Source organism: Pseudocitrobacter faecalis (assembly GCF_965231525.1).
In the GTDB taxonomy this organism is placed as follows: Bacteria; Pseudomonadota; Gammaproteobacteria; order Enterobacterales; family Enterobacteriaceae; genus Pseudocitrobacter; species Pseudocitrobacter faecalis.
In genome coordinates this window covers 2,813,160-2,828,800 of sequence record NZ_CBDDNJ010000002.1, presented here as the reverse complement: position 1 = coordinate 2,828,800, position 15,641 = coordinate 2,813,160, and the positions used below count along the sequence as shown (strand labels likewise).

The 15,641-nt window shown below is 53.0% G+C and carries 12 protein-coding genes; 4 read left to right on the top strand and 8 right to left on the bottom strand.

All coding sequences use genetic code 11. The features are described from left to right. The first annotated feature begins 231 nt into the window (after positions 1–231). Positions 232–2,019 carry a M48 family metallopeptidase gene (locus ACOXYR_RS14085; RefSeq protein WP_421355609.1) on the top strand — a complete coding sequence of 596 codons (1,788 nt, stop codon included), beginning with the start codon at positions 232–234 and terminating at the stop codon, positions 2,017–2,019. A gap of 54 nt (positions 2,020–2,073) precedes the next feature. Here the strand turns inward: ACOXYR_RS14085 and ACOXYR_RS14080 are convergent, their stop codons facing one another. Beyond that, the gene (locus ACOXYR_RS14080; RefSeq protein ID WP_421355608.1) at positions 2,074–2,598 is read right to left on the bottom strand and encodes a hypothetical protein; all 525 of its coding nucleotides are present in this window, start codon (positions 2,596–2,598) and stop codon (positions 2,074–2,076) included. A gap of 179 nt (positions 2,599–2,777) precedes the next feature. On the opposite strand from ACOXYR_RS14080, the gene ACOXYR_RS14075 reads away from it, so the two are divergent. After that, the gene (locus tag ACOXYR_RS14075) at positions 2,778–2,990 is read left to right on the top strand and encodes a hypothetical protein (protein ID WP_147251874.1); all 213 of its coding nucleotides are present in this window, start codon (positions 2,778–2,780) and stop codon (positions 2,988–2,990) included. Here the strand turns inward: ACOXYR_RS14075 and ACOXYR_RS14070 are convergent. Further along, positions 2,961–5,330 (bottom strand): glycoside hydrolase family 31 protein, encoded by a 2,370-nt coding sequence (locus ACOXYR_RS14070; RefSeq protein WP_147251873.1) that lies wholly within the window; start codon positions 5,328–5,330, stop codon positions 2,961–2,963. The two genes, ACOXYR_RS14075 and ACOXYR_RS14070, sit on opposite strands and share 30 nt — an antisense overlap. A gap of 14 nt (positions 5,331–5,344) precedes the next feature. Next, a complete protein-coding gene (locus ACOXYR_RS14065; protein ID WP_113857436.1) occupies positions 5,345–6,646 on the bottom strand; it encodes an MFS transporter in 1,302 nt (433 codons plus the stop codon). 299 nt (positions 6,647–6,945) lie between these two features. Between ACOXYR_RS14065 and ACOXYR_RS14060 the strand changes: the two genes are divergently transcribed. Further along, entirely contained in the window at positions 6,946–8,049 is a 1,104-nt protein-coding gene (locus ACOXYR_RS14060) for a LacI family DNA-binding transcriptional regulator (RefSeq protein ID WP_421355607.1), read from the top strand. Here the strand turns inward: ACOXYR_RS14060 and ACOXYR_RS14055 are convergent. The 5 genes from ACOXYR_RS14055 to ACOXYR_RS14035 form a co-directional block, all read right to left on the bottom strand. Next, entirely contained in the window at positions 8,016–9,281 is a 1,266-nt protein-coding gene (locus tag ACOXYR_RS14055) for a DUF1479 domain-containing protein (RefSeq protein WP_421355606.1), read from the bottom strand. The two genes, ACOXYR_RS14060 and ACOXYR_RS14055, sit on opposite strands and share 34 nt — an antisense overlap. A gap of 161 nt (positions 9,282–9,442) precedes the next feature. Then, the gene (locus tag ACOXYR_RS14050) at positions 9,443–10,258 is read right to left on the bottom strand and encodes a Cof-type HAD-IIB family hydrolase (RefSeq protein WP_113857434.1); all 816 of its coding nucleotides are present in this window, start codon (positions 10,256–10,258) and stop codon (positions 9,443–9,445) included. A gap of 96 nt (positions 10,259–10,354) precedes the next feature. Continuing rightward, positions 10,355–11,245: an Rpn family recombination-promoting nuclease/putative transposase gene (locus ACOXYR_RS14045; protein WP_350436725.1), complete on the bottom strand. Its 891-nt coding sequence runs from the start codon at positions 11,243–11,245 to the stop codon at positions 10,355–10,357. A gap of 231 nt (positions 11,246–11,476) precedes the next feature. After that, on the bottom strand, positions 11,477–13,909 hold the full coding sequence (locus tag ACOXYR_RS14040; protein WP_421355605.1) for a formate C-acetyltransferase/glycerol dehydratase family glycyl radical enzyme: 2,433 nt from the start codon (positions 13,907–13,909) through the stop codon (positions 11,477–11,479). A 4-nt stretch (positions 13,910–13,913) separates the two neighbouring features. After that, complete coding sequence (locus ACOXYR_RS14035; RefSeq protein WP_421355604.1) at positions 13,914–14,813, bottom strand: glycyl-radical enzyme activating protein; 900 nt, start codon at positions 14,811–14,813, stop codon at positions 13,914–13,916. Between the two features lie 133 nt (positions 14,814–14,946). On the opposite strand from ACOXYR_RS14035, the gene fsa reads away from it, so the two are divergent. Continuing rightward, positions 14,947–15,609 carry a fructose-6-phosphate aldolase gene (gene fsa, locus ACOXYR_RS14030; RefSeq protein WP_113857431.1) on the top strand — a complete coding sequence of 221 codons (663 nt, stop codon included), beginning with the start codon at positions 14,947–14,949 and terminating at the stop codon, positions 15,607–15,609. Positions 15,610–15,641 lie beyond the last annotated feature (32 nt).

Here is a 15,641-nt window from a genome sequence, read left to right as displayed (position 1 = left end):
GCTAATTTGTAATGAATTTTACAAAGTGATTTATTCATTAAATATATAACGCATTGCAATTAAATTACTTAATAATATTCTTAATTTAAATGGATGAGTTTTTCTATGGAAAGAAAAAGGGTTCTTAATCTTTTTTATACCCCGCTGTTTCTCTTTATATATGGATTATGGAAATGCTGGCGGGCAAGTGATAATACTGATGATATAGAAGTTATCCAGTTTGGATTAGCCATGCTGGCGCTTCTGTTAAGTCTGGTGGCGATGTTTATTCTGGGAAGCGCGGTTATGGTGTGTAAGGCCAGTGCGCGCACTTCGCGACGTTCCCAGGATGTGCTCATCCAAAAGTTTAATCTCTGCCGACGACTGCTGCCCTTTATGATGGTTGGAGACATTCTTTTTTGCGGCCTCGCGACCGTTGCCTTAGTGCTCTCTGAAATTATCTGGACAATGGGTCACGTAGAGATGAATGGCGGCGGGATAAAATTGCTCTTCGCCATGGTGTTAGCGGTATTTGCCATACTCTGGATGATCATTAAAAGTTTCTTTTCTGTGCGTAAATGCTTTGCCCTGTTTGAGCCTGAAGATTCGCGGGTGATAGGCGTCAATCTGCCAGAAATGCAGGCGCCTGAACTCTGGCAGTGGGTTCGGATCCTTACCTCTCAGGCGCAGCTTACGCCACCAGATAACATTGTCGTGGGGTTTTTTGACTGTTTTTATGTTACGGCTAACCCTGTCCAAATTGAAAAGGGCGAGCGCTTAACGGGGAATACACTCTATTTACCGCTGACGTATCTGTCACTCCTTAATGAAGCGGAGATTGCCGCTGTCGTGGGGCATGAGTTAGGTCACTTTACCGGCGAGGATACGCAGTACAGCTTGCGCTTCGCCCCCCTCTACGCGGGCATGCAAAATAGCCTGCAACAGATGGCCAAAAACATGCAGGATGCCTGGATAGATCGCCTTGTGCTGTATTCCGCCCTGGATATGGCAATGTGGTTTTTACAAACATTCCATGAGACGGTGAACCACTGGAGCCGCATCCGGGAACTGGCCGCCGATGAAACCGGAGCTCGCGTATCATCCTCTTCGGCCTTCGCCTGCGCATTGCTGAGAATATCGGCGCTGAATGAGCCCGTTGAGCGCTTTCTGGAGGACGTTCTTCGCGGGCGGAAGAACAGTGCCAATTGGACGGAAGGGCTGATCTCTGCGTTACAAAAGCTGGGGCCGCTTGATGTCCTTGCCAGCATCGACAGTGAAATTGCGCATCCCATGGATAGCCATCCCACGACCCGCACGCGTATCACTGCCCTGAATCTTTCCCTCGATGAATCGCTGCTGTCACGCGCCTCTCGTGCCGTTGTACCAGAAGAGAATCTTTTCTTCCCGGCGTTATTCACGCCCGTTGCCAGCGCATTGTCTTGCGAGATATCTCAGGAGATTGAACCATTGCGCGCCGAGATACGCGAGGAAATCGAGGCAGAAGCAGCACTGGCGACAGAAGCTAAAGCTATATGGTCTTCCTCATCGATGGCCTGGACCATAATGATCGTGGGTATTGTGCTGATATTTGGCTGCGGCTATCTGGCCATCTTTCTACACCTTAGCGCGATATGCTGGCTCTTAATGCTGATAGGTGTCCCGCTGGGTATGCTGGGGAACGTGTCATTACAGCGGTCTCGTCAGCCGTTGTTCACATTGACGCCGCAAAGCATTACCAGCATCTATCTTCCGCAGCCTTTACCGCTCGAATACATTGAACGTTATGAGGTAGTCTTTATCTCCGGCACCGCGATGCTCCATCTTTATGTGCGTAATGGCGATAAGCTGAATATCACCACCAAACGCTTTATGCAGATATTCCGTTATGAACCTCAGGAAAGCCGGGTCGTCGTCGTTGTCAGCAGCCCTTGCTGTGAAGAAGAGGGGAAGAAAGTTAAGCTCGATGCTGTAACGCTATCGCAAATCGTGGGGCAATATATTTCATCTGCGCATGCGCGTGCGGAATTGAGTAAAGAGTAGATTTGTTGTTGCTGTGATGCCGGACTGAGTCCGGCAATTTGTTTTAATCTGTTATTAATGATACGCAGACCAGCGAGCGATTGTGATTTCAATGTTATGTGCTTTTGCAAATTTTTCTTGCTCTTTGCTTAACACATCTGCTTGCTGGCTGATTTCCTTAAAAGATTGTGTGAGTTGTTCTTTTTTTATCTGGAATTCATCATCTTTAATATTTTTATCACCGGCCAGTACAGTGAGTGCCTCCAGGCTTTCATCTGATTTAATGACTTGTTCTAAATACTGATATGTTGCGTTTTGGAGATCTCGGGCATCATCGGGTACACCCTTTTTTTCTTCCATTTCATGCCAGATTTTCAGACGGTTCTGAACACCTTTTTTATGGCGAAGCACATTATCATTGTAATCCGCAAGAAACTCGCGCGAGTCATTACTAGATATTTGCGTAATCATGTTTTCAATATCACTGATGGTCGTATTCCACATTGCAATATTTTCGCCAAGATAGGCTTTCGGATCGGGGCCGCATCCCGTCAACCATAAGCATGACAGGCTAATTAATAATATTTTTAGGCATTTCATTAAAATAAATTCCTTTTATTTATGGGTTGATTAAAATAGCAGCGTGATAAAGTAATGGATGTTATCCTGATAAGGATAAATTTTTCTTAAATATTAACTGTTTGATGAATTATAACTTTTCGTTTTTTATTTTCAATTTCTATTTTGCCAGCCATGCTTGGGATAAAAAGGAGTAATTAATGTTATTGTTCGTATTATTTTTTTTATATAACATTGTTTCTGGCCACGGACAAATCACTACACCCATGCCTTATCTCCAGAATGATGGTGAGCGTTATTTAATACCTGAGATTATGGATGGGAAAATGAAGGGGAGTGAAAACAGAACGGCCCATCCTCGGGCCGCTCTCTTTTTTACAGCGTTATTCCGCGAGTTTCCACGCGTCAATTAACTGACCGTTGACGCGCAGCTGGCGTTTCTCATCCTTCGGCAGAGAAATCGTTAAGGTTTTCCACGCCGGGCGATAATCCCCACGGGCGCTGATGTTCAGGTTGATAGTTGTTCCATCGCAAACCATCTCCCATTCCACCCACAGCGCATTCCCATTCTGATAACCCCACGATTCGCCGTCATCTTCGAACAGCAGGCCGGATGTGGTGCCCACGCCTTTTACCGGGAAGAGTTTCAGTTCGCGGGTATCATCGTCTTTGGCGCTGACAAAGGTGATGCGCTCGCTAAACGGCAGGGCGGCCCCGGCGCGAACCAGTAGCGGCAGTTTCTCAAGCGGCGCGTCTCGGGTGATCCACTGCCCGCCGCTAAACCATTCCTCGGTGTAAAAATCGTACCAGCCGGTTTCGTTATCAGGCAGCCAGAGACGGCGCTCGCGCTGGCCGGGCTCAACCACGCTTGCCACCAGTAAATCACGCCCCAGCAGGAAGTCATCGCATTCCTCGAACGTTTGCGCGTCGTGCTCGTGGTCGAGGAACGTTGGGCGTAGCATCGGTTCATCGTCTGCGTGAGACTGCCACAGCAGGGTGTAGAAGTAGGGCAGCAGGCGATAGCGGAGTTCAATGGCGCTGCGAATCGCCGGTGTGACTGCCGGATACATCCATGGCTCGTTGACCGTGTGATCGTCATTCCATGAGTGAATGGTAAAACGCGGGTGCATCACGCCGTTCTGTACCCAGCGTACAAACAGTTCCGGGTCTGGTTTATCGCCGGAGAAACCGCCAACGTCATGGCCCAGGTTATAGAGACCAGACAGGCTCATCCCCAGCCCCATTCGCGTGTTATAGCGCAGGGTATCCCAGTTGGTGCGGTTATCACCGCTCCAGGTTTGCACATAACGCTGCATGCCTGCACAGCCGGAGCGCGAAATTAAGTATGGGCGCTTATCTGGCGCAAACTGCTGCTGCGCTTCCAGCGAGGCGCGCATCATCAGCAGCGGCATTACCGGGCGGATGTGTTTGATGGCAATTTGTTGGCCGAAGCCGTGGCAGCGCGCTTCCCCGTCCCACACTTCAAATTCGTTATTGTCGTTCCAGGTGGAGTCGATCCCCATCTCCAGTAGCTGTGTGGTGACGCCGTCTTTCCACCAGTTAACAGTTTGCGGATTGGTGAAATCGAGGTGCGAACCTTCGTCATCCCAGAAGCTGGAGCGCTCCGGTGCATCGCTTTCAGAATCACCAATAAATAATCCTTTCGCCGCCACCTCGTCATAGCGCGGATGATCCTGCAACAAACACGGTTTGATGTTGGCCGCCAGATGCAGCCCGGCATCGTGAAACGCCTGGCTCATCATTTTCGGCTGCGGCACTTTTTCATAGTTCCAGTTGAAGACGTAGCGCTTACCGTTGATCGAGGTATAGCCGGATGAAAGCTGGAACGAGTCGCACGGAATGGCGTGCTCGTCGCACAGGCGAATAAAGTTCATCAACTGATTTTGCGCATCCGGCGCGTCGGTGTAATGCATAGTGGAACCGCTGTAACCCAGGCTCCATTTCGGCCCGAACAGCGTTTTCCCGGTCAGGCGCACAAAGGCTTTGGTGACGTCGAGCACGCGCTCGCCGGTAAAGATGTAGTAGTCGATATCGCCTGCTTCCGCCTGCCAGCGACGGTACGCGGTGTGATAGTTATCGATCTCGTTACCGAGATCCAACCAGCAACTGCTGAGGTTGTCGTAAAACAGACCAAAACTGATATCGTCGCGGCGCGTAATGGTGAACGGAATATGTTTGTAGAGCGGGTCGGTGCTGACGGCGTTATAGCCCATCGCGTCCAGGTTACGCATCTCATAGCGTTTACCGTTGCGTTGCAGGTCACCGGCTTTATCGCCAAGTCCATAAAAACGCTCATCTTTACGGCGGCTTTGATAGTGTGCCACACCGTCGCCGTGGGCGTTCAGCAGATAGGCGCTGGTGGGGCGATCGTTGACTAACGGCTGCCATTCGCCTGCGGTATTACGGTAGTGCCACTCCAGCCACAGCGGCTGGTGGACGGTCGCGCGCAGGGAGTCGGTGGCGACAATGATCGTGTCATCCTGCTCGGTCAGCGTCCAGCCGGGTAGGGTAAAGCCACTGAGATCTTCGCGTGGTCGGCCTTCCCACGGTACGTCCTGCTGCGGGGCGATGCTCCAGGTTCTGTCCAGCGCCAGCTCGCCTTTGCGCTTAATCAGTACGCGGAACAGGGTTTCTTCCAGCACGTACAGACACAGGGTGTGCTGGCTGTCGACCAGCAGTTCAATGTGGTGATCAGATTGCTTTTGCAGGGTCCAGTTTTTCAACGTTTTCATTTTTACATCCACTCTCAGGCGCGTTTTGCGCGACGTTCAGCAATAAATGCCACCAGGAAACAGGCGCCGATCAGGTCGAAGAAACCCATGGCGACAAACAGCGGGTTGAAACCGATTTTGTCGGCGGTCACCCCAATAATCAGCGAAAAGAGGAAGCTGGCGATCCAGGCCGCCGAGCCGCGCATACCGTTAACGGTCGCCATCTGGCCTTTATCGAAAGACTCAACCACCAGTGCGCTCAGCATGCAGGAGATGATCTGGTGACCGAAGCCGCCAATGGACATCAGTATCACGGCTACCACCGGATCTTTAGTGATGGCGACGACCGCCAGTGAAATCATCATGAAGGCGCCGGTGACTGAGCTGGCGACGGTGGAGTTGACGCGTGAACAGCCAAACAGACGCGTATAAAGGCGGGTCAAGTAACCGCTTGCTACACTGCCGAGGTCTGCCGCCAGGAACGGCAGCCAGGCAAAGAGGGCGATTTGCTTGAGATCCATGTTGTACTGTTTTGCGAAGTAGAGCGGCATCCAGAAGCTGAACACGGCCCAGGCCGGTTCGGCCATAAATGCCGGTATGGCGATACCATAAAAGCGTTTGTTTTTGCCGACAGTTTTCAGTGCGGTAAAGAACGGCAGTTTGACCGGCGGTGCTTCGTTATCCTGACGGATGTACTCCAGCTCGCGTTTGCTCAGATTGGGGTGTTTTTCCGGGTTGTGGTAGAAGGCCCACCACAGCACAACCCACAGCATCGCCAGCACGCCGGTAAACATAAACGCGCCCTGCCAGCCAAAGGAAGCATGTGCAAAATAGATAATCGGTGGTGCCAGCATGGCGCCAACAGAGAACCCTACGCCTGCCCAGCCAGAGGCAATCGGGCGCTCATTTTTCGGGAACCATTCGCCAATCGTTTTGGCGTTGGCGGGCGTGGCTGCGGCTTCCGCCCCCCCCATAAAGAAGCGCAAAATCGCCAGATGCAGCCAGCTCCCGGCCCCCGCGTGCAGCAGACAAGCCAGCCCCCACAGGGTGGCACAAATCATAAAGCCAAGCTTCAGGCCGATAACGTCGATTAACCATCCGCAAAGGGGCTGGAAGAGGGTGTAGGCAATCTGAAACGCGCCGACGATCCAGGAGTACTGCTCGGTGGTAATGCCGAGGCTGGTTTTTAGTTCAGGTGCCAGAATACCCAGCGAGTTACGGGTAATGTAGTTGACGGTTACGCCAAGCAAAAACAGAACCAGCATCCACCAGCGCAGGTTCTTCACCACCCGGCGGGTTTTGCTGACGGTCATATCATTATTGATGCCCTGACTCATGGGGATCTCCACAGAATTTTGTAGGGTAAGGTGAGGCAACTCCGTGGAGAGTTGTCACACCAATCTCATTAACCTTCTGATATCTTTATTATTTGCTGTAAGATACTTCCGCTATTCTTGTATGGAAGTTGTTCTACCAATTCAGACTAAGAGTTACAAAAAGCCAGGGAAAGCGGGTTTTGTGCACGTTTTTTCATGAATGGCTGAGATACATTATCAATGCCTGCTTTAGGCCTTATGACATAGGGTGTTTGCCTTATGAAAATTCTTTCATTCGTGAATTTGAATCGGATCACAAAATGGAAAAGAAGCTGAAAATCGCTGAAATTGCCCGGCGCACCGGGCTCTCTGCCAGCACCGTTTCGCGCGTGCTGGCGGGCAAAGCCAACACCAGCCCGCGCGCGCGTGAACAGGTATTGAAAGCGGCGCGCGAATTAGGGGTGATGGACGGAATGGCCGCGGGGCGTTTGTTGCTTAACAGCCTGATGATCTTTGCGCCCCCACGCGCTTTCGACGAACGTTCAGATGTCTTCTACTACCGCGTGATCCAGAGCATCAACAAAGCGCTTGCTCCGCACGAGGTACGTCTGCGTTACTGTCCGCTGGAAGAAAATGACAGTGACCCAACGCTGTTTCTCTCAAGGATGAACGATGCGGAAACGCAGGCGGCCGTCCTGTTGGGTATTGACGATCCGCATATCCATGATTTAGCGGCTGATCTGGGTAAGCCTTGCGTGCTCATCAACTGCCGCGATGAACGTATGCGTTTGCCGGCGATCTCCCCGGATCACCGCATGATTGGTGCCTTTGCGGCCCGCTATTTGTTTGAAATGGGGCATCGGGAAGTGTTGAATATTATGTGCCTGCGCCGTTACACCATGGAACAGCGGTTGGCGGGCATCCGTGAGTCCTGGGCCCAGCATAATTTGCGCTTCCAGCACGATAAAGATCTGCTGAATATCAACAGTTTCAGTGCCAAAGCCACGGAAGAACGCGTGAGTGAGTGGCTGGATGCGCATAAAGGGCAAAACCTGCCGACGGCGTTTTTGGTGGGAAGTGATTTTATGGCGGCGGGTGCTATAAACGCGCTGCGTCTGCGCGGTCTGCGTGTGCCACAGGATATCTCGGTGATGAGCATTGATGGCTTTAATCTTGCGGCTATCGAGGATGTTCCGCTGACCGCAGTACATGTTCCCCGTGACGAGCTGGGCAGTGAAGCGGTGCAGATGCTGCAACAGCGGCTGATTCGCCCGGATGCGCCGGTTGGTTCGCTACTGCTGCATGGGCGATTAGCTGTGCGGGAATCGGTGCGGCGAGTGCGCCCCGGCAAAGGGCACACCGCCGTCGAACGTGAAGGGCTTTATGACAATCACTCTTCCATACCGAGCGCGCGTCTGCCATGAAGATTCAGGTCGTTAAGGGTAAAGCGACCCTCCCAGTTAACCTCGTAGTCCTCGCGCGGAAAGTCGCCCGGCGATGCGCCTTTCTCCAGCGCAGCCCGCACTTTGTGCGCGTAGGCGAGGTTTTTCTCACACATTGGCGCGGCAGGGATATACATCACGTTGCCCCAGCCTTGCTGATTTTCCACCGGCGCGACGGCGTGAATCACGTCGCAGTGCCACCATACGGAATCACCGGCTTCCACTGCCGGAATTGAGGTTAGCGCCTTGATAAGCAACGGGTGCCACTTTTCGGAAATCGGTAAAACTTTGCCTGGCGCGACGCCGCACAGTTCATCTTCCGGTACATCATCAAGCAGCGGACGCAACAGAACGTAAGCCATCGCTTCCGGGATCGGCACCACGTGGAGCAGGCCTTGATCCGCAATCATATCCGAGAGCGCGACCCAGCCCTGGAAGGTGCGGAAGACGGAGCATTTGGTGGTGTTATCGACGGTGTATTCCTCCACCTCGGTACGGTGCGCCGCGTTCCAGGGATCGTATTCATCAATCCTGCCATTAAACACATTGGCAAACACCTGCTGATAAGCGGGCAGCAGCCAGCGTTCCAGCGCGCCGGAATCCGTATGTGCGCCAAGCCCTTTCGAGGTGGTGCCCGGCGGGCGGCGTCGGATGCGATCCGGATAAATCACGCTGACGTCCGGGTTAAACCACTGTTTGCCGTCACTCTCGACCTGCCACAGGCGGTTCAGGAACGATTGTACGGCGGCCATGTTGTCGCTCTGTCGGGCCTGCATTTGCGCCTGTGACCAGTAGATAGGGTAGATCTCAGGGCGCGATGCCTCCAGCGAGCCAAAGAAGCTGTCGCCAGGGCCTTTGTAGACATCATCAAAGTGGTTGGTATCCAGATAATCCAGCATGGCGCGATCCCATGCCAGCGCCTGCTCGCGCGGGAAATGACCTTTGATCACCGCACAACCGCGACGTTTGATCTCGTTACGCGTTGCCTCGCTGATGGCACCGGAAGCAATGTCAGCGTAAGGGATCTCTGGCCATACCGGCAGGCCCTTTGTTTTTCGAGCTTCAATTTCGGTAACGCGCGCTTCAATTTTTGCGGTCAGCTTATCGAAAACCTGCTGTACATCGCCGAGTTGTGCACGCAGTGCGGCCTTCATCTGGCGAATTGCTAATTTTGGATCGGCAGGCAGCGTGTCGTGGGTAAAGGTAAGAGCCATATCAACCTCGCAATCTTTCATTCGAAAGTAAAAATGATTACAGGTGATACTTTAAGTTAAAAATAAGTTAATGCAAGTTTAAAATGTTGCTGGCTGATTCGGCAGAGATCGGTAAGCCGGATAAGGCAAAGCCGCATCCGGCAATATACGGGGGTGCAGGCTTACGCCTGGAAGGGGCCAGTTTTGTCCAGCACGGCCTGAATAACATTTAACGCGCCATGATGGTTGTTATCATCCGTTTGATAACTGGCGATTGATTTAATGCTCTCAGCAGCATTTTCCATCGCAAACGCGTATTTCACCAGCTTCAGCATTTCGGCATCGTTGCCGCTGTCGCCAATCGCCACGCACGCCTGCGGTGAAATATCCCAGCGCTTAAGCAGACGACTGATGCCGTTGGCTTTGTGCAGGCCGGGAATGATTAAATCGATAAAACCAAAGCCGCTGGTGACCGGTTTCATCACGCCATCGAGAGAGACACGCAGTTTATCAATCAGCAGAGGAATCTGTTCATCGGGCAAATTGAGCGAGAATTTAAACAGCTTATCGTCGATATCCGCGTAGCTGGCGACGCGCTTCAGGCGATAGTAGTGCTTTGACATCAGCGCCACAAACTCATCGGGCGCGTTTTCGCTGACATACGCGCTGTCCAGACCGCAGGCCACAAAGTTGAGCGTTTTATCCTTCAGTAGCTCGCCAATCACTATTTGCGATTCATGATGGGTCAGTTCACCGTGGAAAAGCTGTTGCCCGTGCTCATACACCAGCGCGCCGTTTTCAGCGACGAAGGAGATGCGGTTCTGGATTTCCGGAAAGAAGGTGATGAGCTGGTAATACTGATTACCGCTGGCAACGACGAACTCAATGCCACGCTGTTGAAGCTGTTCAAACTGCGCCAGAAAACGGTCACGATCGTACTTTTTGGCGTCATTAAGAAAAGTTCCGTCCATATCGGTGACGATAACTTTAACGGTCATACTCAGTGCTCCTGATGTAACTGCGACCAGAAACATTCTAATTACAATGTGACCGAAACCACAAATTTATTTCATATGAAAGTATGAGGGCGTGGGTTAATGTGCTTGCTGTTGCAATTCCTCCACCGCCACGCCGGTTATCGCGCTGACTTTTTCACGATCAAGGCCTTCTTTGAGCAACGTTTGTGCGATGCGTTGCGCGGCGATACGCTGGCCTTCTTCACGACCTTTTTGCTCAAGCTGTTCCGCAATAGTCATCAGAGTCTCCCTGTGCTTTGGCGCGCGCTGCGCCAGTTTCTCCAGCAATGCGCTACAGTTCTCGGTGTTGCCTTCTACGAACATATAGCTCACTAACGCTTTTAACTGCGTTTCCGTAGTGTATCCCAACAGTAAAAGGGTCACCAGTTGCTCAAGCAAACCTGAGAGGTCGCGCTGACGAATATGTTTTTGTAGCAGCTCGAGCAGCGCCATTCGACGGTGCTGCATGATGTCGTCATCCGGCGTGACGGTGATGTCCACCAGCGGGAAAGCATTGTAGAAAACCTGGCGGGCCAGGTCGGGATCGTCAAATTCGTCAATCCAGTCCATTGAATGGGGATAAGGGCTTTCCACGCCGTGATAAAACAGAATCGGAATGACAAGTGGAATGGTTTTATGGCCGATATCCAGATGACGTTGCATCGCCGCGATGGCGTAGCGCATCAGGCGAAAAGCCATATGATCGTCCGGCGAGCTTTGATGCTCGATGATGACGTAAATATAGCCGGCGCCGTTCCCGGTTTGTAGCGAGTAGAGTACATCGGAGTAGCGGGATCTCAGTTTTTCGTCGAGAAAACTTTCGGGCTCAAGCTTAAGTGTATCGAGGTTGCAGTGCGGGCGTAAAAAGGGGGGGAGATGCGCTTCAAGAAAGTCGCGCGCGGTTTCACCGTGGCGCAAAAACGTTTTGAAAATCGCATCATGAGGCGTGGCGGGAAATTTGGTTTTCATGGCTATCCGTGCCGGTTGTTTAAGATAGGCGGACTGTAGCACTCGCGAAATGATGTGTGTTTTTGGCGTGATTATCCTGCGAAGCGACTCGGAGAACGGCACCGTAAGACGTAAAAAAGCCGGGTTTCCCCGGCTTGAAATATTGCCTGATGCGCTGCGCTTATCAGGCCTACATGACTTGTGCCATGATTGGTAGGCCGGATAAGGCGTTTACGCCAACCCGGAAAGGGCTTACAGCGTATGCTCCGTACGCGCGATGATATCGTCCTGCGCATCCGGCGACAGGGCGGTGAAGAACGCCGAGTAACCTGCCACGCGCACCACCAGGTCGCGATATTGATCCGGATGTTTTTTCGCTTCCAGCAGCGTGTCGCGGGAGACGATGTTGTACTGAATATGCCAGCCTTTGTGCACCTCAAAGAAGGTACGTAGCAGCATCATCAGTTTTTGCTTATCGCTGTCGTTATCCAGCGTCGCCGGGTTCAGCTTCTGGTTTAGCAGCACACCGCCAAGTATTGCGGCGGTCGGCAGCTTGCCTACGGAGCTAATCACGGCGGTTGGCCCCAGATGATCAGTGCCCGATGCCGGGCTTGCGCCTTCCGCCAGCGGGGTTTTGGCTTTACGGCCATCCGGCGTTGCCAGGGTTTGGGCACCAAACGGCACGTTGGCCGAGATAGACGATGTGCCGGCGTAGTAGTTACCACCAATCGGGCCACGACCGTAGCGCGGGTTATGATACTGCTTCAGTTCGTCGATATAGGTCTGGTAAGCGCGCGCCAGCAAGGTATCAACGCTATCGTCGTCGTTGCCGTACTTTGGTGCGCCGTTGATCAGACGTTGACGAAGCTGTTCATGCGTCAGCCCTTCAAAATCTTCCGCCAGCGCTTTCGCCAGTTCCTGCTGGCCAATCACTCCCTGATCGAAAACCAGTTTTTTCACGGCTGCCAGGCTGTTGCCGAGATTTGCGATACCGACCTGAAGCCCGGAAACCCAGTCATATTTTGCGCCACCTTGCTTGATGCTTTTCGCCCGCTCAATGCAGTCATCAACCAGCGCTGAGCAGAGAATGTCATGGACGTTTTCTTCCAGCATCGTATCGACGACATACTCAATTTCAATCGACTTACGCGTGTAGTAGCGAATTTGTGTATCCCAGGCTTCCATCACTTCATCGAAGTTATTGAAGTTACCCGCAGACAACGCTTTCTCCTGACCGAGAAATACCTGCTGGCTGGTGGCGTCACGTCCGCCTTCCATTGCCGCCAGCATCACGCGGGCGAAGTTGATAAAGCTCATGCCTGTACAGCGATAGCCCCATTTGCCGCCGACGGCGGTTTCGATGCAGCCGATAGCCGCATAGTCGTAAGCATCCTCCTTTTCGACGCCGAGTTTAATAAATTCCGGAATAACGATTTCATCGTTGTTGAATGCGGGCATCCCGAAGCCACAACGGATCACCTGCACGCAGGCGTCGAGGAAGTCGTTGCTCATGCCCGCATGGTAGCGAACGCTCAGGTTCGGCTGTGTGGAACGCAGACGACCGCAGGATTCCAGAATGGCGTAAGAGAGCGGGTTCACTGCATCCTGCACTTCACCATTCACCAGTTTCTGACCGCCGATGGTGACGTTCTGATACAGCGGGCTACCGGCAGAGGCTTTAGAGTGCGAGCCGGAGCGGATTTTGTTCACTTCCAGCAGTTTCAGCCAGCAGCTGTGCAGCAGCTCAATGGCGTGCTCGCGGTCCAGCGTCTGTTCCAGTTCGACGTCGCGGCGATAATACGGATAGAGGTACTGGTCCATCTGGGCGAAGGAAACCGAGTGCCCGTTGGACTCAATTTGCAGAATCAGCTGAATGAAATAGCACAGTTGCAGCGCCTGCCAGAAGGTTTTCGGTGGCTGGTGGGCGATGATGTCGCAGTTTTCTGCCATCGCCAGCAGTTCGTCGCGACGGCTCTCGCGCGTCTCTTCAGACGCCATTTTGCGTGCCAGTTCAGCAAAACTCACGATGTGCAGGCTGACGGCTTCAAGAACAATATCAATCGCTTTCAGGAACTGTTCGCCGTGCAGATCGTCCAGCACGGTCAGGTTAATGCGCGTGCGGCGCTCGGCCACTTTGGCACGCATACCGTCGAGGCCTTTTTCCAGCAGCAGCGGGAAGTTCACCGCCAGGTGCGCGTCGCCGGAGGTCATATTGCCTTCGGCTTTGATAATTCCCGTGGCCAGCAGCGCTTTTTGTTCATCGGTAAACATACCGTAGCAGCGATCCTGCACGGTCTGGCCGCGCCACCATGGGCACACTTCGTGCAGCACGCGTTTGTTCTCTTCGCTCACCGCGAAACCAGCACCCGGGCGATCCGCCAGATCGTCAATCTCTTTCTCAATCCAGCTCACGGTATATTCCGGGAAGATAGGTGCAGCGCGTACTTCGCTTGCCTGGTTACCGATGATCAGCTCGTCGTGTTTGATCCAGATAGTGCGCTCTGCCAGATGATGTGCCAGCGCCAGCGCGCGGCGAACCGGAATGGGTTTATCCAGATGCTGTTGGTAGGCTTCGGTGTAGTGACGGGCGCGTTCGGTACATACCGGCGGCTTGACGATGTTTACCAGCGCGGATTTATGCGCTTTGATGCGGTCGGTTAATTTGTCGAGCGTCAGAGTGGTCATCAGTTTATCCTCGTAGGGTCGCCGTTAAGCCTTTTTCGCGGGCATACTGCTGGGCAAAATCCAGCAATGCCGGGTCATCGAGCGGCTTGTCGGGGGCATTGTAGGGTTGGCCAAGCAGCGAATATTTATTGATGCCCAGCGTGTGATACGGCAAAAAGTGAATCTCCTGTGCGCCCAGTATGTCGGCAGCAAATTCGGTTATAGCTTTGATGGAATCTACATCCGCGTTAAACCCTTGAATCAGCGGCACGCGAATGGTCATTTTTTTACCTGCCACGGCAATACGTTGCAGGTTATCGAGCACGCGTTTGGCGGAGCCATCGGTCCAGGTTTTGAAGCGCGTGTCGTCAACGTGTTTCAGGTCAGCCAGAAAGAGATCGATGTAGGGCAGCGCAGGTTCCAGATAACGCCACGGCACGTGCAGGCAGGTTTCGACCGCCGTATGAATGCCTTGTTCGTGAGCGTTTTTCAGCAGCGCCAGCGCCAGCTCCGGGTTCATAAACGGTTCGCCGCCGGAGAGTGTCAGCCCGCCGCCGCTGCGATCGTAAAAGGGTTTATCGCGCAGGACGGTTGCCATAATCTCATCGACGCTTTTCTCCTCACCGCAGACGGTAAGCGCCTGAGTGGGGCAACAATCGCTTAGTGCGGAGAGATGCGTTTGGTTAAGCTTCTCACGGTGGATAATCAAGCCATTCAGCGCGCGTTCTATGACCTCGGGGGCCGCCTGATGACAAAGATCGCATCCTTCAAGGCACAGACGCGGATCGAACAGCAGATCCTGCTCGCGGGATCGGCTTTCCGGGTTCTGGCACCAGCGACAACCGAGCGAGCAGCCTTTAAGAAACACTACGGTGCGGATGCCCGGGCCATCATGGGTGGAATAGCGCTGAATATTAAAAATCATAGGTTGCCCTCATCTTTCGTATAAAGATTTAAATACTTTCGAATGAAAGTTATTTTGACGCAAATCAACCAAACGTGAGGTTTGCCCGTGGTAGTGTTAAAGCATGCTCAATCTCACGGTTTAAGGAACGGCGATGGAACTCTATCTCGACACATCTGATGTAGCGGCAGTAAAAAAACTGGCACGGATTTTCCCACTGGCGGGCGTGACCACCAACCCAAGCATCGTTGCCGCAGGAAAGAAACGTCTCGACGTTTTACTGCCGGAACTGTACGAAGCGATGGGTGGGAAAGGCCGTCTGTTTGCGCAGGTGATGGCGACCACCGCTGATGGAATGGTGAAGGATGCCCACACCCTGCGCGCGATTATTCCCGATCTGGTGGTGAAAATTCCGGTTACGGCAGAAGGTCTGGCGGCCATCAAGATGTTGAAAGAGGAAGGTATTCCCACGCTTGGCACCGCAGTTTACGGCGCAGCGCAAGGCTTGTTGTCGGCGCTGGCGGGGGCGGAGTACGTTGCGCCTTACGTGAACCGCGTTGACGCGCAGGGCGGCAACGGTATTCAGACCGTCTGTGAGTTACAGGAACTGCTGACGCTGCATGCGCCGCGCGCCAACGTGCTGGCCGCAAGCTTCAAGACACCGCGTCAGGCGCTGGATTGCCTGTTGGCGGGCTGTAAAGCGATTACATTGCCGCTTGATGTCGCGCAGCAGCTAATTAGCTACCCGGCGGTGGACGCTGCAGTGGCGAAATTCGAGCAGGACTGGCAAACGGCGTTTGGTCGTACCTCGCTGTAAAACACGTTATTCCCGACAGCGCGTGCTGTCGG